Here is a 19,542-nt window from a genome sequence, read left to right on the forward strand (position 1 = left end):
TCAGGCGTGTGGCCCTGTGCTGTCAGCCATGCTCAGAATACATAGTTTTCAATTTTATTCAGTTTGAAATCTGTGTTTCACAAAAGCAAGAGGCGCTGTGATATTGTTTGACCAATTTTTGAAATCAACCTAATTGGATAACAAGTGGCACATTCCGGTAGCGGAGCGCATCCTAAAGTGACGATGGCTGGTGAGGATCAGGCGCCAAAAACGGATTCGGACAAGGACGTCCGCGCCTATCAGGTGGTTGGCAAATCCCTTCTGGAGAGAATCCGCGCCGGCGAATTTCGTGCGGCGGGCAAGTTGCCCACAGAGCGCGAACTGGCGGAAATCTATGGGGTGGGACGCGCTGTCGTCCGCGATGCGCTCGTCATGCTGGAGGTCAAGGGGCTGGTGCAGTCCCGCCAGGGGTCAGGCATCTACATTACACCCCGCGCCTATGAGGTCGAAGCGTCCGCCGCCGCAGACGCTCCGGAGGCGTTGACGGATCTGCCGCCAGCGGGGCCGCTGGAGTTTTTGCAGGCTCATCAATGGTTTGACAGTCAGATCAGTCGACTTGCGGCCAGCGCGGCCAGTGAGGATGAACTGGCAGATATTCAGCAGGCCTGCGATAATTGCCGCAAGGCGCGCAGTTTCGAGGACTTCGAGGACTTGGATATGGCGTTTCGACTGGCGCTGGCGCGCGCCAGCCATAATGCCGAACTGGTCAATCTCACCTATCAGTTGGGCCGGCGCAGGGCCAACAATCCCTTATGGCGGGATGCCTATGCGCCATTGTTTCGACAGGGCGGGGCCGACATTGAGGGGCGGAGCCGGATTGTCGATGCGATGCGCCGACGCGATCCCGATGCGGCCTTTGTCGCAACCTGGCAATATATTCAGGATATAAAGGACGAACTCGTGATGGCGGCGGCAAAATCATCGCAGCGCCGTTCCGCCCGTCGTCCCCTGTCGTGATATTGCTCCTGGCGAACCCTTAGGTTTGGATTAGATTGGTTATGTAAATCTATGGGCTACGATTTAAGGATTTATTGGTTTTCCAATTTTCACTTTTGAGGACTGGTTGACAAATACCTAGGCCGCCGCATAGCAAGATGTTGCAAAATTGCATCAAAAATTCTAAAAAATATGTATATAGAATTTTGATATAAGTTGAATTAACTTATTGAAAATAAAGCGAATATTCTTCATTTCTTCATCGTTTCTTGTTATTTCAAACTGAGTTTTTGTGCCGTTTCGCCATGACCTCCCTGGCGCGGAACGCATTTCAAATTGACATGCCAATTTTTCGCATCATAGTTCATGTGGTGAAATTGGCGCGCCAATGAAGCCCCTCTCCGGGTCGGTTCAGCGCTGATTGGTAATAGCTGTCATACGATTTGCCACGCCGGAAGATTCTTTGTGTGTATGCGCCGGGCGGTTGGAAGCAGCGCTGCTGAAGGGGATTATCAGCCATGAAATTGAAGACATTAGCTTTAATGAGTACGGCCCTGATCGGCATGACGGGCGCCACGACGGCGCTCGCCCAGTCCGCTACGGGCGGCGCCACGGAAGTGGTTGTTACGGGGTTCCGCAAAAGTCTGGCGACGGCGTTAAACGCGAAAAAGCACGAAGAGCGTATCTCGGACGGTATTTCCTCTGAAGACCTGGGCAAGTTCCCTAGCGAAAACATCGCCGAGGCCATTCAGCGCATTCCCGGCGTGCAGATGGCCGATGTCAACGGGCGCGGCGCGACGATCTCCATCCGCGGACTCGGGCCTCAATACGCGATGACGACCGTAAATGGTCAGGCTTTCAAAAGCCCGGACTTCACCGACGGTTTCCGCTATGACGTGATCCAGACCGAACTGGCTTCGGCGGTGCAGGTCTACAAGTCGCCCAGCGCCGATATGGACGCGGGCGGGCTGGCCGGAACGGTCAATATCGAGACGGTGAAGCCGCTCGAGCAGAAGGGCCGCCACATCGTCGTTTCGGTCAAGGCGCAGGACTCGCAACTGGCCAAGGGCAACGCTACGCCCAAGGGCAGCATCAGCTATCTCGACCATTTCGACGACGGCAAGATCGGCGTGTTTCTTGGCGCCTCCTATCAGGAGCTGACCGACCGCGCCGACTATTTCTGGATCGACCGCTGGGTCAATGCCGACGGCAGCGCCTTCAACACCGCCCGCCGCCCGCGCTATCGCCGCATCGATCGCGACACCCTGCGCCAGCAGTTCAACGCCGCCTTCCAGTACCGCCCGATCGACGGGCTGGAAATGGGCCTGACAGCCATCTATTCCAAGGACAATACGCGCTATGACGTGAACCAGCAGGTCTTTCTGTTCAACACGTCGCGCATCCAGACGCTGGCCTCGACCGCCGACACCGCCACGGTGATCAAGGCGACAGATTTCACCATGGAGAACAACCGCCAGCTTGAGACGCGCAATCTCAAGACCAGCGCCTTCACCTACGATCTGAAATGGACAGGCGATCCAAACTGGAAGGTGACCAGCGTTCTGCACTACACTCAAGGGGAGGCGCATCTGACGGAGGAGGCGGCCATTTTGGGCATTAATATCGCCTCGGCCACGCTGGACATGAGCGATCCGAGCGATGTCAAGTTCGACGTGTCGACCAATCTGTCCGATCCCGGCGTCTATGCGCTCGACACCCTGACGCGCAACGAATATCCGGATGGCGCTCAACACCATGACATGACCGATCAGGCCGCAGGCCAGATCGACGTAACGCGCTATATCGACAAGGGCCTGCTCTATTCTGTGTCGGGCGGGCTCAAGGTCTATCGTGAAACCTTCTCACGCTATTCGACCCGCCGCGACCTCGACGGTAATCTTGACGCCTCTGTCTCACCGCTGATGACCAATTCCAACGAACTGATCAGCGACTTCCTGGATGGCAATGACAGCATCCAGACGTCCTGGGTGGCGCCGGACACGACCGCCTATCGCGCAGCCCTGGCGGCGGCCGACATCAATGTCCCCAAGGTTTTCGACCCGTCCGGCTCCTACGGTGTGATCCGCAACGTCGCCTCAGCCTATCTTATGGCCAATTTCAGGGGTGAGGTCGCTGGCCTGCCGGTGCATGGCGATGTCGGCGTACGCGACGAACAAACCCATCAACTCGTCAAGGGCTACCTGTCGGGCGACGCCAACCCGCTCAACAGCAATGTCAATCTGGCGATCGGAACCTACCAGACGCCGATGAGCTATTCCAACGTGCTGCCGTCGGGCAATCTTGTGATCGATATTACGCCGAACCTGTTGCTGCGCGCCGCAGCCGCCAAGGTGCTGGTGCGACCGATCCTCGATTCCAGAACGCAGTTGACGACCACAGTGTCATCCAGCGTCGATGCGAATAACGTGCGAAACTACACCATCTCAGAAGGTTCGGCGACCCTGAAACCTCTGACCGCCGACCAATTCGATCTGGGGCTGGAATGGTATTACGGCCACAATAACGGCCTGAGCGTCGCCGGTTTCGTCAAGAACGTGAAGAACGGCACCTTCACGGCCAGCAACCTATGTCCGGCCAGCTTCAACGGGACGGCGCTGTCGCTGGTGTCGAACGAATGCGTCGACTCGTCCGGTTCGACCTATCTGATCAGCCAGACCCTGAACGACAATTCCGTCGTCAAAATCAAGGGGTTTGAGGTCAACTGGGAGCAGTCTTTCGACCAGTGGCTGCCGGTCAAGGGCTTTGGCGTGACCAGCAACTATACGCACGTCACACCGTCATCGAAAGCGACCGGCTTCTATCTGGCCAACCTCTCCAAGGACACGGTCAACCTGACGACCTATTGGGAAAACAGCAAATTCAGCGCCCGCATTTCGGCCAATTACCGCAGCGCCTACAACCAGACCAGCGCCGAAAGCTTCTTTGCGACCGAGAACCACACCATCGAAGGCCGCACCCAGTACGACATCACCCTGGGTTATAATATCAATGATCGCCTGAGCGTCTCGTTCGGCGGCCTCAACGTCACCAACGCGCTGGAAAAGGCGTATAAGGACATCAAGAGCCGCTGGCAGATGACGAGCGTGGTCGGCCCGTCCTACTATCTGAGCCTGCAATACAAGATGTAGATTCAGGATCGGCGGTCGCATCCCCCTAAGGCCGCCATGCGTACTGTCCGGACCCGCCGTTCTCCCCGGCGCGTCCGGACAGGTCGGCGAGGCAAACCGGCAAATAAGAGGATCGTCCATGCCCCCTATTGATCGACGCCAATTCCTGGTCGCCGGACTCGCCGCTTCCGCGACGGGTCTGTCGGCGTTTTCAGCGCGAGCGGAAAATGGGACGGAGGCCGCGCAGGCGGTTCTGCGGCGGTTTATCGGCGCCGCATCCGACCGTTTCACGCTTCGCCTCGCGTCGGCATCTGACGCAAGGCCGTGGCACCAGACCGAGGCGAGGGGCGGTCGCGTCAGCATAACGGGCTCCGATCCGGTGGCGCTGACGCGCGGCGCCTACAGCTTTTTGACCTCGACCGGCGCGGCGTCGATGAGTTGGGAAGGCGATCAGTTGAGCCTGCCGCGCCATTTGGCCGATCATGGCCGCGTCCGGCGGGAAAGCCCGTTCCGGTATCGCGCCTATATGAACACCTGCACCTTTGGTTATACGACTCCGTGGTGGGACGAAGCGCGCTGGCGTCGCGAAATCGACTGGATGGCGCTGCATGGCATCAACCTGCCGCTGGCGATGGAGGGGCAGGAATATGTCTGGCAGGCGTTGTGGCGCGAGCAGGGGCTGAGCGAGGCCGAATTGGCGGCCTATTTTTCGGGCCCTGCCTTCACCCCTTGGCAGCGCATGGGCAATATCGAAGGCTATGACGCGCCTTTGCCGCAGGCATGGATATTGAAAAAGCGCGACCTGCAAAAAAAGATTCTCGCCCAGATGCGCGCTCTCGGCATGACGCCGGTCCTGCCCGCCTTCGGCGGCTATGTGCCAAAGGCCTTCGCGGAAAAGCATCCGGAGGCGCGGATCTACCGCATGCGCGCCTGGGAGGGTTTTCATGAAACCTGGTGGCTTGACCCCGCCGATCCCCTATTCGCGAAACTGGCCGGACGCTTTCTCGACCTCTACACGGAGGTCTATGGCGCGGGCACGCACTATCTGGCCGACGCCTTTAACGAGATGTTGCCGCCGGTGGCGCAGGATCCGCGCGCGGCGGCGAACAGCAGCTATGGCGACGCCACCGCCAACGCCGAGGCGGCGGCAAAGCTCGATCCGGCCCTGAAGGCGCAGCGTCTGGCCGATTACGGGGCCGCGCTCTACGCTTCGGTGGCGCAGGCGCGGCCCGGCGCGGTCTGGGTGATGCAGGGCTGGCTGTTCGGCGCCGATAAGGCCTTCTGGGCCGCCGACGCTATCGCCGCGTTCTTAAGCCGGGTTCCCGACGAAAAGATGATGATTCTCGACATCGGCAATGATCGCTATCCCGATGTCTGGACGCGCGCCGAAGCCTTCAGGGGCAAGAGTTGGATCTATGGCTATGTGCATAATTACGGCGGCTCGAACCCGATGTATGGCGATCTCGGCTTCTATCGCGACGACCTGCAGGCCCTGACCCGGCGCGAAGACACCGGCAACTTGAGCGGTTTCGGCGTCTTCCCTGAAGGGCTCGACACTAATTCCATTGTCTATGAATATCTCTATGATCTGGCTTGGGGCGACGCGGCGGACAGCCAGGACGCTTGGCTTCACGCGTATCTGCGCGCCCGTTATGGTCAATCGCCGTCGCCGGGCCTTATGGCGGCCTGGAACAGACTGATCGAGGCGGCTTATCAGACGCGCTACTGGACCCCGCGTTGGTGGAAAAGCCGGGCGGGGGCCTACCTGTTCTTTAAGCGACCGACCCTCGACGCCGTCGACTTCGGCGAAATTCCCGGCGACCATCATGAGCTGGGGCAGGCGGTGGACGCTCTGATCCTGAGCGCGGACGACCTGAAGGACAATTACCTGTTCGTCTTCGACCTCATCGAAGCCGTGCGCCACTATGTCAGCGGTGAGATCGACGGACGCATCGGGGCCGCCATCAGGGCCTATGCGTCCGGCGATCTGGCGCGCGGCGACGCGCTTAATCAAGCCATTGGCGATCTGGCGCTCAGGCTCGACGCCCTGCTCGGCCACCAACCCGACACACTGACTAGCTGGACAAAAGCGGCGCGCGACTATGGCGACACGCCGCAAGACAAGGCCGCCTATGTCGAAAACGCGCGCGCCCAGATCACCGTCTGGGGCGGCAAAGGCAATCTCAACGACTATGCCTCCAAGGCGTGGCAGGGCATGTACGCCAGCTTCTACCTGCCGCGTTGGCGGCGCTTTTTCGACGTCCTGCGCCAGAGCGCGGCGGCGAAGACGGCATTCGATCAGGACGCCTTCACCGCCGCCGTCATCGTCTGGGAGCATGACTGGGTGAAATCGAACGCCGGGGAGGGGCTGTCGCGGCCCACCGACCCGGTGGGCGATGCGCGCGCGCTGATGCGCATGACCAGAACAGAACAGGGAGTGATCTTATGAGCGAAGCCATGAAACCGGTGCGGTTTCGCGCGCTCGACGTCTTTCGCGGCCTGACCATCGCCGTGATGATCGTCGTTAACACGATGGGGGCGGGCGCAACGCCCTTCGCCATATTGCAACACGCGCCATGGTTCGGCTTCACCGTCGCCGACGTGGTCTTTCCGTCCTTCCTATTCGCGGTCGGCAACGCCATGAGCTTCGCGATGAAGCCAGGCATGTCCGAACGCGACTATCTGCTGAAGGTCGCCAGACGCACGGCCCTGATCTTCCTGCTCGGCTATCTGATGTACTGGTTCCCGTTCTTTCATCGTCTCGCCGATGGAAGTTGGGCGTTCAACCCGATCGGGGAAACGCGCATCATGGGTGTGCTGCAACGCATCGCCCTGTGCTTCGGGATCGCGGCGCTGGCCTGTCGCTACTTATCGTGGCGCTGGCTGCTCGTCTTGAGCCTTGGCTTGTTGTTCGGTTATTGGGGCATATTGATGGCGTTCGGCCAGCCGGGCGCGCAGCTCACGCCGCTCGGCAATGCCGCGGCCATGCTCGACCGCGCCATACTCGGCTTGCCGCACATGTACGCCAAGGGGCATGGCTATGATCCGGAGGGTCTGCTCAGCACCATGCCCGCCATCGTCAATGTCATAGCTGGCTTTCTGGCAGGGCAATATATCCGCTGGTTCCTGAAACAGGAGGGCGACAAGACGATGCTCGTGCGGCGGCTGGCCGTGGCCGGAGTGGCCCTGTGCGCCGCCGGACTCCTTTGGAGCCTCGCCTTTCCGCTGGCCAAGCGCATCTGGACCTCCAGCTTCGTCACCCTGACCGTGGGCATAGACCTGATCGTGATCGCCCTCCTGATCGCCTATGTCGAGATCTGGGGCCAGGGCCGCAAGCGGGTTCCGGGCATGCGCTTCTGCGAGATCTTCGGGCGCAATCCGCTGGCCATCTACCTGTTCTCCGAACTGTTCGTCGTGGTCCTGCAACTGATCCGCGTCCCGCCGGATACGGGCCTTTACGACTGGATCGGCGTGCGCGTGTTCCAGACCCTGGCGCCGGGACCGGTGGGAACCCTTCTGTGCGCCATCGCCTATATGCTGACCTGCTGGCTGCTGGCCTGGGCGCTCGACCGCAAGAACGTCATCATCAAGATTTGAGCCATGAAAAGGTCGCGCTCCAAGGGCGCGCAAAAAACGATGCAGACCAATCCTCCTCTATATTTCATCGGCGTTGACGGCGGCGGCACCCGCTGCCGCGCGCGCCTGCAAAACCGCGCCGGTCAGACGCTTGGCGAAGGCATGGGCGGCGCCTCCAATATCCGGCTCGGCATGGGCACGGTCTGGCGCAACATCATGATCGCGGTCGATCAGGCCCTAGCGCAGGCCCGCCTGTCGCATGCCGACCTGCCCGATATTCATATCGGGTTGGGCCTGGCAGGCGTGTCGTCTTCGACCAGCGCTCAGGTGACGATGGATTCTGGTCCGGCCTTCGGCGCCATGTCGGTGTCCAGCGACGCGCATGCGGCATGCCTCGGCGCGTTTTCAGGCCGAGACGGCGGCATATTGATCACCGGCACGGGCAGCGCAGGCTATGTGTTCATCGCAGGCGTCGGTCGTTCTCTGGGCGGCTGGGGCTTCGAGGTCGGCGATGACGGCTCGGCGGCAGGTCTGGGCCGCGCCGCCCTGCGCGCCGCTTTGCGCAGTCTCGACGAGATCGCTCCGGCCAGCGCCATGACGCGCGCCCTTATCTCCGATCTCGGCGGCAAGGCGGCGGACGCCATCGCCTTTGTGACCACGGCGACGCCCAGCGATTACGGCGCGCTGGCCCCCATGATCATCGCGCACGCCCTCAGCGGCGATATCGTCGCCATGCGCCTCGTACAGGATGTCGCCGACGAGATAGGACTTTACGTGGCGCGTTTGCGCAGCCTAGGCGCCGATCGCATAGCGCTCATCGGCGGTATGGCCGATCCGATCGAGCCGTGGCTCAATCCGGCGATCCGCACCCTGTTGACACGCCCGGAAAATGACGCCGTTGAAGGAGCGCTGCTGCTGGCGCGCCGGAATGATCGCGACCTTCTGCAAGGAGCGCCTGCATGACCGCGCATCCGACCGTACTTGACGTCGCATCCGCCATCGATCTGCCTGAACTGATTGGGCGCCTAACGTCCGATGCCGTCACACCACTATATCTGCAGCTTCAAATTCGTCTGCGCAACGCCATTGTTCAACGCGTCCTGCCGCCAGGTTCGGCCCTACCGCCGGAGCGCTTGGTCGCCGAAGCATTCGGCGTATCGCGCATCACGGTTCGTAAGGCGATGGAGGGGCTGGTCGCAGAAAATCTGATCGTCCGGCGGCGCGGCATGGGAGCTTTTGTGCTGCAAAGGATGGAAAAGAGCTTTTCGAGCCTTTCGTCCTTTTCTCAGGATATGGCGACGCGAGGACGCCGAGCGGGTTCGCACTGGCTGAACAAGAGCGAGGGAATTGTTTCGCCTGAGGAAGCCATGGCGCTCGGTCTTTCACCTGGCGAAATTGTGTGTCGCTTTGAGCGTCTCCGTTTTGCCGACGACAACCTGGTCGCGCTGGAATTCACCTGCGTTCCCATGTTTTGTCTGGGATCGATAGATGTGGTCGAAGACTCGCTTTACGCTGCGCTGGAGAAGACGGGACATCGACCGGTGCGCGCCTTGCAACGGTTGCGCGCCGTAGCCTTAACGCCGGATCAGGCCGAGAGTTTGAAGGTGACGGCAGGCGCCCCAGGTCTGTTCATTGAGAGGCGCAGTTTCCTTGCGGATGGGCGTAGCTGTGAATTGAATCGTTCTTATTACCGGGGCGATGGTTATGATATCATCGCGGAGACCTTAGAATTCAATTCTATGTAATCTTTACAAACGCTTGTGCGTCTTCGTGCGAGTTCTCAGCGTAGACTGCCTAGCGAGGCAGCAAGCTTGGACGTTGCGCCGACAGAGCCCGACGCCAGGCTCTTCGTCAACGATGTGGCCCCTTCTGGGTCTCCACCCTGTGGGCTCGATCCCTAAGGCGATTGGGGCGGCTGTCATACATTTAGGCCCAGGACTCATTGATTAGAGCCAGAAGATGACGGTTGCGGCAATGGCAATTGCTGAGAAGAAGGTGTGTGCGCATCTGTCATAGCGGGTATGGATGCGTCGCCAGTCTTTCAGCTTTCCGAACATATATTCGCTCTTGTGCCGACACCTGTAGAGCGCTTTGTCGTAAGGGATCATCACCTTGCGATTGGCCTTGGGCGGTATGCAGGGCTTGATGCCGCGCTGTTGGAGCGCCTCTCGAAACCAGTCGGCGTCGTATCCCTTGTCGGCCAACAGTTCTGAAGCGGGCGGGAAGCCCCCCTTTTAGCAGGCTTGCCGCTTCGCGGTCATGACAGCTTCGGGGCCGCCCTACTCAGCAAGGACACAAAGGCCGAGACTTTTGCCGGGCGGAAGCGTGCGGCAGGGTAAACGGCGTGAATCCCCCCTGACGGCAGGGACCATTCCGGCAGGACATGCACAAGAGCGCCCTGTGTCACATACGGCTGGGCAAGGTAATCGGGCAGCACGGCCAGTCCTCCGCCGGCAAGCGCCGCAGACAACGTGCCCGGCGTCGAATTGATCGTCAAAACCTGGTGCAGATGGACCGTCTGCCGGTCGAAGTCGCCTTTGGCGAAATGCCAGGACAGGGGATCGCGCAATCCGCCATGGGCGATGAAAGCCAATGCCGCTAGGTCGGCCGGCGTCGCCACTGGCGAAGCGGCCGCGAATTCGGGGCAGGCCACCAGCAGTTGCCGGAACGACCCGATCCGTCGGGCCTGAAGTGAGGAATCATCGAGCCAGCCGACGCGTATGGCGACGTCGATCTGGTGCGCCACGAGATCGAGCCGGTTATCGGACAACATCAGGTCTACGGTGCAGGCCGGATGGGCCTTGACGAATTCGGCGGCGACCGGCGCGATGTTCAAAGCGCCATAGTCGGTCGGCGCCGCTATGCGCAAGAGGCCCATTGGCGCGGCATTGACCTCGGCCATCTCGCCAACTGCGTCCTCGGCTTCGCGCAGGATCATCAGGCACCGGGCATGGAAAAGACGCCCGGCTTCCGTCGGTTCGACGCGGCGAGTCGTTCGCGACAGCAGGCTTGTCCGCAATTCGGCCTCAAGCCGGGCGACCTGCTGGCTAACGACCGCCTTAGTGATCCCGAGGCGTTCGGCGGCGCGGGTGAACGAGCCCGTATCGACGACGGCCGCGAAATAGGCAAGGCGGTTAAGGTTGATTGAGTCCATGGTGGGTTTTCTTTATTGTATGCCATTCTAACACAGTATGTCGTTTTGATAGTCATTTATCCATAAATGAAAAAGGCGTACCCAGTGGCCTGTCACCACACGGAGCCAAGATCATGCGGATCACCTACCTCTTCGACCCGTTATGCGGCTGGTGCTACGGCGCCTCGCCCGCCTTGGAACGTCTTTCGGTCCTTGAGGACGTGACGATCGCCTTGGCGCCGACCGGCCTGTTCGCCGGTGACCACGCCCGACCGATGGATGCGCAGTTCGCCGCCTATGCCTGGCAGAACGACCAGCGAATCCAGCGCCTTACCGGGCAGGTCTTTTCGGAAGCCTACCGCACGAATGTCCTCAATCAGGCGGGCGGCCTGTTCGACTCGGCGCCGGCTACGCTCGCGGTTGTGGCCGTCGGCCTGACCGATCCCGCCGGCCAGATCGTCGCGCTGAAGGCTCTGCAACGGGCCCGCTATGTGGACGGACGGAATAATTCCGATATGGCGGTTGTCGCCGATGTTCTGAGCGACGCCGGCTTTACAGAAGCAGCCGTGCAAATCTGCAACCCGGTCGAACGCCTCCTTGCCGCTTACAGGCAGACCGTCGCCGCAGCGCGAGCGGATATGGCCCGCTTCGGCGCAAACGGCGTGCCCGCCTTAGTCGTCGGTGAAGGTGCAGGTCGCCATCTGCTGCGCACCAATGCCCTCTTCACCGATTTCGAGCAACTGACCGAAGACCTTCGGCGCGCCGCATAGCTAATGGAGGGCTCATGCCAACCAATAACTTCCCGGCGCTCGGTCACACCTGCGAAGCCCGCTTCGGAGCCATGGCCTTTGTGCTGAAATTCGACCGGATCTGACCTTTCTCAACCTGACAGGCTCGTGGACCCGCCACGCCTGACGTCCACCCTTTTTCTTCCCCCGAGGTTTCCATGCTCTCCAGGAGATTTGTCATGACATCGACTCTTGCTACCGGCCTTGCCGCCGTATTCACGTCGGCCAGCGACGCGTCCGCCGCAGCCGCGAAACTGGACTGGAAGGCCTTCCCGGCCGGTCCCAACGGCTTTTTCCGCGCGCCGGTGCTGGTTTCTGGCCCGACGGAAGCGCTGCTCATCGACGCAGGCTTCACCTATCCCGACGGCCGCGCCCTGGCGGAAGCCATCAAGGCGACCGGCAAGACCCTGACGATCATCTATATCAGCCAGTCCGATCCCGACTACTATTTCAGCCTCAAGCCGATCAAGGAGGCCTTCCCGAACGCGAAGGTCCTGGCGGCGCCTTCGACCATCGCCGCCATCAATGGTAGTGTCGAAAAGAAGCTCGCCGTCTGGGGACCGCAGCTTAAGGAAAACGGCCCGCAGAGCCTGGCTGACATCGTCATACCGGAGGCCTTCGAGGGCAAATCCCTGACGGTCGACGGGCAGACCGTCGAGATCGTGACCGCGCAAGGGTTGGGAAACCGCTACTATCTGTGGGCGCCGTCCCTGCAGGCAGTATTCGGCGGCGTTCTGGTGTTTTCGGGCGTTCACGTCTGGACGGCCGACACGCCGACGAAGGAAAGCCGCGCCGCCTGGATCGCCGAGCTCGACCGAATCGCCGCCCGTAAGCCCGCGATCGTCGTCCCCGGCCATATGGGGCCTGAAGTCGCCACTGACCTGTCGGGCGTCGCGCACACCCGGGCCTATCTGGCGGCCTTCGACGAGGAACTGGCGAAGGCGAAGGGCTCGGCGTCGCTGAAGGCAGCCATGGAGGCGCGCTTCCCCGGCCTCGGCATGGATGTGGCTCTAGATATCGGCTCGAAGGTGGCCACCGGCGACATGAAGTGGGGCTGAGCCATGGGCCGGAATCTCGACATCATCCGCGCCACCTACGAGGGCTCGTCAGAGGATAACGGCCGCAATCTCCTGACCGTTCTCGCGCAGGACGTGGAATGGACTGAGACCGAGGGCTTTCCCTATGCCGGCGCCTATGTCGGTCCGCAGGCCATCGTCGAAGGCGTCTTCAAGCGCCTCGGCAGCGAGTGGACCGGCTATCGCGCCGAAGTCCACACCTATCTCGAAGACGGCGACCAGGTCGCCGCCTTCGGCGGCTATTCCGGAACCAACAACGCGACCGGCAAGTCCATGCAGGCGCCGTTCGCCCATCTCTACCGCCTGGAAGACGGCAAGATCGTCCGCATGCAGCAGTATGTCGATACGGTTCTTGTCGCCCGCGCGCTCGGCTGATCAAATCTAAGGAGACAAACATGACGACCTTCAAATCGTTCGCCGTGGCGCTTGTAGCCGTCGCCGCCATGTCCACCCCGGCCCTGGCCCACGCCAAGACGATCAGCGCCAAGGCTGCAGCTGCGCAATACCGCCTGACCCAGACCAACAAGTCTCTGGTTATTAAAGCCTATCAGGAATTGTTCGGCGATCATGACCTTACGGCGGTCGACCGCTACTGGGCCGAAAACTATATCCAGCATAATCCGTCCATGAAGGACGGCCGTGACTCGGTCAAACAACTGCTCGAAACCATGGGAATCACCCACTGGCCGAAGCAGAAGGTCGACTTCAAGCGGGTCATTGCCGAGGGTGATCTGGTTATGACGGAGGTCGTCCAGCCAAAGTCGGGCGATATGCCGGAGACGGTGATCGTCGACATTTTCCGCGTCGAGAACGGCAAAATCGCCGAACACTGGGACGTGATGCAGGCTGTGCCCCCCAATCCCATTAATCCGCGTCCCATGTACTGACAGCGTTTGAGGCGGTCCGAGCCAACCGCCTCATCTTCCAGGTCGCATTCACCAAGCGAGGTCGCCATGAACCGTCGTTCCACCCTGTTACCGCCCTGTCGCTTGCCCTCCTTACCCTCGCCGCCGCGTCACAAGCCCTTGCCGGTGGCAAAACCCTGACCAGCCGCAGACGGCTGCGCGACTTTCTCGACGCGCTGAGGCCCACGACATAAACAAGTTCAGGTCGCTCTACCTGTCCGAAGGATACATCCAGCACGAGACTCTTGCGACAAAAGCCTGGCCTTGCGATGGAAGTGGTCAACGAAGACTTTGCCGGCGGCGCGTCGGAGGTGTTCGATCTCGCCCACGACATTGAGGACCAGCTCTTCGACGTCAGCGAGGCGCTGGAAAAACTCCAGGAAGCAATCTCTAGGCTGACGGATTTACAGCCCGAAAGCCTCCAGTGGGGCAATTAAATTCCTATGGCGCTCATTTCTTGACGGGTCGACATGGTAGCAAATGCGGTCCATACTCAACCCCCAGATATCTGATAGGGGGAGCATGGAAATTGTTGGGAAGTCGCTATCGGCGATATTGGTAATCCTGGGCGTCACGAGCCTCGTCTGGGAATTGCTCTGCTATTCAGGCGGCAGCCTTGGGATTGCTCTCTCCGTCTTGTTCATGGTCTTGGTAGCAGTTGGTGCGTTTCGCACGTTCAAGCAGCAAGGCAAGGCACGCTAAGGGGGCTTCAATATGATAGCAGCATACATTCCAGGGTTTTTAGTTGTTTGCGCGGTCACGCTTATACTGCAATGGCCGCTAAGGGTCGTGAACCACACGGAATTCGGAACCAAGTACCGCTGGGCTCTCGCGGGATTCAGTTGGGCCGTGGCTATGTACGCCGGCATGACTGCTACGCCCGTGATTTCTAACGTCCTGACCGGAAAAGGACTCAATATTGCGGCTTTGTTGATCGGAATCCCGGTATGGATGCTTGCCGGAACCCTTTTCGGCGTTGCAATGTGGCTATATACCTGCTGGCTTAAACGGAAAGGCAAGTCCAAAGGCTTCTCGGCGCAATGACGCAATAAAGAGATGGCAGAGGAGGAAGCGATCAATCGAGCAGTGCTTCCAGCCCCCGATTTTCTTCATTGCAGGCGCCAAGTACTATGTCGCGATACGTACCTTTGCCGGGATTTACCCCTATTTGCTGATGACCTGAACCTGCAGGTTTTTGACTCGAAGGTGACCATCTTCGCGCAAGTATGCGGATTTAGGTTTGAGACTCGATCAGCCTACCGTGTCTGACAGACAATGACGCATGATATAGTCGCCATGTAGCGGAGTGCTCGCCGTCATCTGCCTGATCAGTTGTCGAATTCTAAGGAAGTGCTCGCGAAGTTCGTGCTCATCCAGCAGGTCGATGAAGGGGTCGTAGCTTTCCGGCGTCAAGCCCAGGCCAAGATAGAGCGCCACCCATGACGGTTCAGTGAAGCTGTTAGGATCATAGACGACGACACGTCCGGTCGCCTTGAAGGTATCCAATTGGTGTTGCAACGCCCCAGAGACGGGACCTTCGGCGCAATGGCGCCAGAATGCGGAGTCGCGGCGGCCCGTGAGCTTGTAGTGCATGATCACGAAATCGCGGATGGACTCATACTGTAATGCAGTTTGCCGATTGAATTCGGCGGCTAGTTGCGGGCGAAATGACGTATCCGGAAAATTTTCCAACAGCCCAGCGACCGCACTCTCGATCAGCCGGATCGCCGTCGATTCGAGTGGCTCTATGAAGCCGCTCGACAGCCCTATCGCGACGCAATTATTGATCCAGGCTTTGTTGCGTCGTCCTGGAGTAAAGCGCAGACGGCGGGATGATGCTAGCGCTTCGCCGTCAAGACCTTCCAGGAGAAGCTCTTCGGCATCTGTGTGGTTCATAAAGTGGCTGCTGTATACATGCCCGTTGCCCGTTCGATGCTGCAGCGGTATGCGCCATGTCCAGCCTGCAGGCTTTGCCGTCGAGGTCGTGAACGGCGTCAACGGGTCCTTTCGCGCGCAAGGAATAGTAATCGCGCTGTCGCACAGCAACTGTTCGCTCCAGTCGGTATAACCAGCCTTCATTGCGCCCTCAATAAGCAGGCCTTTGAATCCGGAGCAATCGATGAAGAGATCACCGGCGATCTGGCGACCATCCGTGAGACGGACCGCGCGGATGAAACCGCTTTCGGCATCGAGATCAATGTCAATGATCTTGCCTTCGGTATGATTCACGCCACGCTTGCACGCAAAGTCCCGCAGGTAGGCCGCATAAAGCGACGCATCGAGGTGATAGCCGTAGGTATAGGCGTTGCTCGCCGAAGGACGATCGCCGCTTGGGTGGGTGAACTTGTTCTGGCGCGCAAGCACTGTGGCTACCGACCATTCCTCATAATCGGGGAAATTTGGGTCAGCCGCCTTAAGTCGGAGCCAGTGCATGTAGGGCGAGCGGCCTTCAATGCTGGGACCGAAATCCCCGAACCCGTGAAAGAACCGGTTGCCGACATGACCCCAGTCTCTGAATTCAATGCCCAGCTTGAAGCTGGCCTTAGTCTTGCGGATAAAGTCCGCCTCGTCGATGCCCAGGCTGCGGTTATAATACCGCACAGTCGGCAAGGTCGCTTCGCCAACGCCGACAGTGCCGATGTCCGTCGACTCAACCAGCTCGATAACGCAGGCTCTCCCTAGGCGCTGAATTAGGGGCGCGGCCGTCATCCACCCGGCCGTGCCGCCACCCACGATGACGATTTTCTCGATGGGTCTGGTCACAGAAATTCCCGAAAAGAGCGCCCTCCCGCTGTGTTAGACGCGGGAGGGCAAGTTGCAGCCCTTTAACATGAACCGGTAACGCCGGGCCGAGCGTCGCGGTTTTGATCGGCAGTTGGGAAGTGACCCGCCGATCAAGCTTTAGAACGTCATGCGGATCTGGGCTGAGAAGCTGCGACCACTTTTGTACCAAGCCAGACCATGGAACCCAACGTGTTGCTGCACGAGTTCCTTGTAGGTCGAATCGAGCAGGTTCTGTCCCTCAAGGCCCAAAGTGACCTTGTCGGTGATCTTGTAGAAGATCCCGCCATCCAACTGCCCATAATCGGCGCCATAAACAGGTAGACCAAACTGAATGTTCTGCTTACCGTAATTCGGGCTGCTGACGTCCGTATTCGTGCCGTTGCCCCCATTCGCCGCATTTACGTTGACGCCAAGCAGATACCGGCTGCGCCAGCTATAGGCCAAACGACCCGAAATCGGACCTTTGTCGTACAGGATCGCCAGGTTGTAGGCATATTTCGACAGGTTCTGCAAAGGCAGGTTGCCGAAGGTCCGACCGTCCGTATCGCAGCCGTTGAGGTTGAGGGTCAGGTTGGCGGTCTGGCTGTTGGTTGAATCGCAATAGGCGCCGGTCACGGGGGTATACAGCTTGCGCTGGCTATCGATATAGGTAAAGTTCGCCTGCAGACCAAAGCCTTTAGCCCAGTCAGGCAGATAGTCGTCATAGTACTGTTGGTAAGCGACCTCCATGCCCTTTATCGTGCCGCTGGCGCCATTGATCGGACCTGTCGCAGAGAAGATGTGCGCGTTACCCGCAGTATCGTTTTCCGTTACATTGAAGATCTGATTGATGACCACATCCTTCAGGTTTTTGGAGAACAGCGCGCCTGTGAGCGAGCCGGTCGGCGCGAAGTACCATTCCAGCGTCAAATCCAGGTTGTCCGACTTTGTAGGTCTTAAATTCGGGTTGCCACTGCTTGAGCCGGTGAACTGCTGAACATTGGATGTGGAATCGATACTCGTTCCCAAGGAAGTAAACGCCTGGAGCTGTGAGAAATCGGGTCTTGAGATGCCTTTCGATAAAGCCAGTCGCGCCTGAAGGTCATGCGTAAACTTAAAGCGAAGATTCAAGCTGGGCAGGACATTGGTGAAGCTGTTTGAGGCATGGATGGGCGAACTAAAGCCAGTGAAGGAGGAATAGTTCCCGGCAGGAAGTTTGGGATCGGGTGTGAAGCTTGCGAGCGTCATGTACCCGTCGGCCTTATCCTCGGTTTTCACGACACGGACGCCGATATTGCCGTCGAAGGGGATTGAAGTTGTGTCGGACCCGAAACGCAGCGTCAGATAGGCCGCGGACGTTTTTTCGCTCTGTGTATTCAGGCCGCCCTTGGAGGGATCGCCGCTCAAAGACGCCGCAGTCCAGCCATTGACGCAACTTGGATCCAGTTGCTGGCAAAGCTGGGTCTGGAAGCTCTGCAAGGTCGCAAATGTGTTCGGCCAGCCGTTGGCCAGGGAGGTCGCCGGGAAGACGACGGCCGACGGCACGTTGGTTGCGCCGTTCATGTAGTTCTTGAAGCTGAACGTCTTATATGGCGCAGGGAACAGATTGAAGTAAGCAAGAGTTGGCTCGTGCCAGCCAAGCATCCAGGTCTGGGACACAGCTGCCCAATTGTAGCCGTTACCGGGTTCAGAAAGCTCGGTTTCAGCGCTTCGGTCACTGAACCGCATACCGGCGCGCCACGATTTCAGGAAGCCGTCTCCGATTTCATAGTCAGCGTCGCCGCGCCACGACCAATCTTTGCCCGTGGCGCGGCTCAGGCCGTCCATGGTGAAGGCCCAGTAATAATTATTGGGATTGGTCAGATAGGCGGTGTCGACCGAGGCCGTCGGAAATCTTCCGGTTAAATTATAGGTCTCGTAGGGTATATTCACGCCGGAGGCGACGGTGAAGTCATCACTGTTTGTTGACGCGTAGACATATTGCAGGTCCGACTTCAGAGACAGCTTGTCATTGACGTCCCAGTTGATCTTCCATGACGAGTCCGTTGTCGTGGACATACGATCAGCCGATCGGACGTCGTCATTGAACGGAACGCCATTGTCAGCATTATCAGCCTCCGTCCCCGCGACGACGATATCGTTCTTGATGATGAAATTTGTGCCGGCTGCTGGTACGAGATTGTACGGATTTACCGACGCGAAGAAGGCGTCTTCGTCCCAATGGAACTTGTAAGACGAGCGGAATACGGTCAGCGACGTGTCAACAGAGTCATTAGGGCGCCATTGCAGTGCGAGATACTGGCCGTCACGTTTGCGGTTGTAGGCAAGCGTCCGCCAGGAGGAGTCGCCGCCTGCGGAAATCCAAGTGGTTTTGCCCGCGGGAAGCCAGGCCGAGTTGGCTGCATTGGTGGTCGCTTCGAGGCTTTGAATTCGCGGGTATAATGAAAACTCCTCAACGCCGTCTGTACGGGTCTGTGTTTCCGAGTGCGCCAAATCGACAAGCAGGCCGAAATCGCCGACTCCTGTATGCCAGCGGTTCGAAAACAGGAAGGATGCTGATGGCTTGGCTGACCCTCCAGCCAGTTCGCCGTAGTTGGCGCCGACAGCGCCACTGATCTTCATGCCTTTGAAGTCGAATGGCATCGCGGTGCGAAGATTGACAAGACCACTGATCGCGCCTTCGATCTGTTCGGCGGATGGGTTCTTGTAGACATCTACGCCCGCCATCAGTTCAGGTGGCACATCCTCAAAGCTTAGCGAGCGCCCGCCGTTGGCGCTGAAGCTGTCGCGGCCATTGATTTCCGAACGCACATAGGTCATGCCGCGAATGGTGACGCCACTGCCCTCAACGGCGAAGTGCTCGGGGTCGGTGTGGCCTGCAATATCATTGTACGAGTGGCTTATCGAAACCCCGACAATGCGTTGCAGGACCTCCGTCACGGAGCGATCGGGCAATTTGCCGATATCGTCGGCGACAATCGAGTCGACTACCTCATCCGAAGTTTGCTTGATTTTCTGCGCAGATTTCAGGGCTGCGCGCTGGCCAGTGACAACGACAACTGTGCTGTCGCCGGCGCCTGTCTTATTCGCATCCTGGGCGAAGACCGGTCCGGCCATAGCAAGACCTACGCCAAGCGCTAGAACGGAAGCGCCCAAGCAAAGGCCAGACTTTGTGCGGTTACGTGACAAACTCATTTTTCCTCTCCCTGAGGTATTTTCCTCATCAAGAGCGCCACC

General features: G+C 59.3%; 15 protein-coding genes and 1 pseudogene. 12 read left to right on the forward strand and 4 right to left on the reverse strand.

What is annotated here, in order from left to right; all coding sequences use genetic code 11:
* Positions 1-183: 183 nt before the first annotated feature.
* The 6 genes from ACTHLA_RS13655 to ACTHLA_RS13680 all read left to right on the forward strand — a co-directional run bounded on the left by ACTHLA_RS13655 (position 184) and on the right by ACTHLA_RS13680 (position 9,385).
* Positions 184-957, forward strand: a complete 774-nt coding sequence (locus ACTHLA_RS13655; protein WP_440190536.1) for a FadR/GntR family transcriptional regulator — start codon at positions 184-186, stop codon at positions 955-957.
* A gap of 497 nt (positions 958-1,454) precedes the next feature.
* The gene (locus ACTHLA_RS13660) at positions 1,455-4,085 is read left to right on the forward strand and encodes a TonB-dependent receptor (RefSeq protein ID WP_440190288.1); all 2,631 of its coding nucleotides are present in this window, start codon (positions 1,455-1,457) and stop codon (positions 4,083-4,085) included.
* 118 nt (positions 4,086-4,203) lie between these two features.
* Positions 4,204-6,513: an alpha-N-acetylglucosaminidase gene (locus ACTHLA_RS13665; protein ID WP_440190291.1), complete on the forward strand. Its 2,310-nt coding sequence runs from the start codon at positions 4,204-4,206 to the stop codon at positions 6,511-6,513.
* The gene (locus tag ACTHLA_RS13670; protein ID WP_440190294.1) at positions 6,510-7,661 is read left to right on the forward strand and encodes an acyltransferase family protein; all 1,152 of its coding nucleotides are present in this window, start codon (positions 6,510-6,512) and stop codon (positions 7,659-7,661) included. Before ACTHLA_RS13665 ends, ACTHLA_RS13670 begins: the two co-directional genes overlap by 4 nt.
* A 3-nt stretch (positions 7,662-7,664) precedes the next feature.
* Positions 7,665-8,603: a BadF/BadG/BcrA/BcrD ATPase family protein gene (locus ACTHLA_RS13675; RefSeq protein WP_440190297.1), complete on the forward strand. Its 939-nt coding sequence runs from the start codon at positions 7,665-7,667 to the stop codon at positions 8,601-8,603.
* Positions 8,600-9,385 (forward strand): GntR family transcriptional regulator, encoded by a 786-nt coding sequence (locus ACTHLA_RS13680; protein ID WP_440190300.1) that lies wholly within the window; start codon positions 8,600-8,602, stop codon positions 9,383-9,385. Before ACTHLA_RS13675 ends, ACTHLA_RS13680 begins: the two co-directional genes overlap by 4 nt.
* 201 nt (positions 9,386-9,586) lie before the next feature.
* Here ACTHLA_RS13680 and ACTHLA_RS13685 read toward each other — a convergent pair.
* Both ACTHLA_RS13685 and ACTHLA_RS13690 read right to left on the reverse strand, forming a co-directional pair.
* A pseudogene (locus ACTHLA_RS13685) lies at positions 9,587-9,868 on the reverse strand (transposase); the annotation flags it as partial.
* A gap of 29 nt (positions 9,869-9,897) precedes the next feature.
* Positions 9,898-10,794, reverse strand: a complete 897-nt coding sequence (locus ACTHLA_RS13690; RefSeq protein WP_440190303.1) for a LysR family transcriptional regulator — start codon at positions 10,792-10,794, stop codon at positions 9,898-9,900.
* Between the two features lie 113 nt (positions 10,795-10,907).
* Between ACTHLA_RS13690 and ACTHLA_RS13695 the strand changes: the two genes are divergently transcribed.
* The 6 genes from ACTHLA_RS13695 (at position 10,908) to ACTHLA_RS13720 (ending at position 14,586) form a co-directional block, all read left to right on the forward strand.
* Positions 10,908-11,543 carry a DsbA family protein gene (locus ACTHLA_RS13695; RefSeq protein WP_440190306.1) on the forward strand — a complete coding sequence of 212 codons (636 nt, stop codon included), beginning with the start codon at positions 10,908-10,910 and terminating at the stop codon, positions 11,541-11,543.
* Between the two features lie 197 nt (positions 11,544-11,740).
* A complete protein-coding gene (locus ACTHLA_RS13700; protein ID WP_440190309.1) occupies positions 11,741-12,619 on the forward strand; it encodes an MBL fold metallo-hydrolase in 879 nt (292 codons plus the stop codon).
* A gap of 3 nt (positions 12,620-12,622) precedes the next feature.
* Positions 12,623-13,012 carry a nuclear transport factor 2 family protein gene (locus ACTHLA_RS13705; protein ID WP_440190312.1) on the forward strand — a complete coding sequence of 130 codons (390 nt, stop codon included), beginning with the start codon at positions 12,623-12,625 and terminating at the stop codon, positions 13,010-13,012.
* A 20-nt stretch (positions 13,013-13,032) separates the two neighbouring features.
* On the forward strand, positions 13,033-13,524 hold the full coding sequence (locus ACTHLA_RS13710; protein ID WP_440190315.1) for a nuclear transport factor 2 family protein: 492 nt from the start codon (positions 13,033-13,035) through the stop codon (positions 13,522-13,524).
* Between the two features lie 287 nt (positions 13,525-13,811).
* Entirely contained in the window at positions 13,812-13,979 is a 168-nt protein-coding gene (locus tag ACTHLA_RS13715) for a hypothetical protein (RefSeq protein ID WP_440190318.1), read from the forward strand.
* Positions 13,980-14,391: 412 nt separating this feature from the next.
* Positions 14,392-14,586 (forward strand): hypothetical protein, encoded by a 195-nt coding sequence (locus ACTHLA_RS13720; RefSeq protein ID WP_440190320.1) that lies wholly within the window; start codon positions 14,392-14,394, stop codon positions 14,584-14,586.
* Positions 14,587-14,793: 207 nt separating this feature from the next.
* Here ACTHLA_RS13720 and ACTHLA_RS13725 read toward each other — a convergent pair whose 3' ends face one another.
* Together ACTHLA_RS13725 and ACTHLA_RS13730 are read right to left on the reverse strand one after the other, a co-directional pair.
* Positions 14,794-16,305 carry a tryptophan halogenase family protein gene (locus tag ACTHLA_RS13725; protein ID WP_440190323.1) on the reverse strand — a complete coding sequence of 504 codons (1,512 nt, stop codon included), beginning with the start codon at positions 16,303-16,305 and terminating at the stop codon, positions 14,794-14,796.
* A 138-nt stretch (positions 16,306-16,443) separates the two neighbouring features.
* Entirely contained in the window at positions 16,444-19,500 is a 3,057-nt protein-coding gene (locus ACTHLA_RS13730) for a TonB-dependent receptor (RefSeq protein WP_440190326.1), read from the reverse strand.
* Between the last annotated feature and the right edge of the window lie 42 nt (positions 19,501-19,542).

It is taken from the genome of Asticcacaulis sp. (assembly GCF_051956075.1).
In the GTDB taxonomy this organism is placed as follows: Bacteria; Pseudomonadota; Alphaproteobacteria; order Caulobacterales; family Caulobacteraceae; genus Asticcacaulis.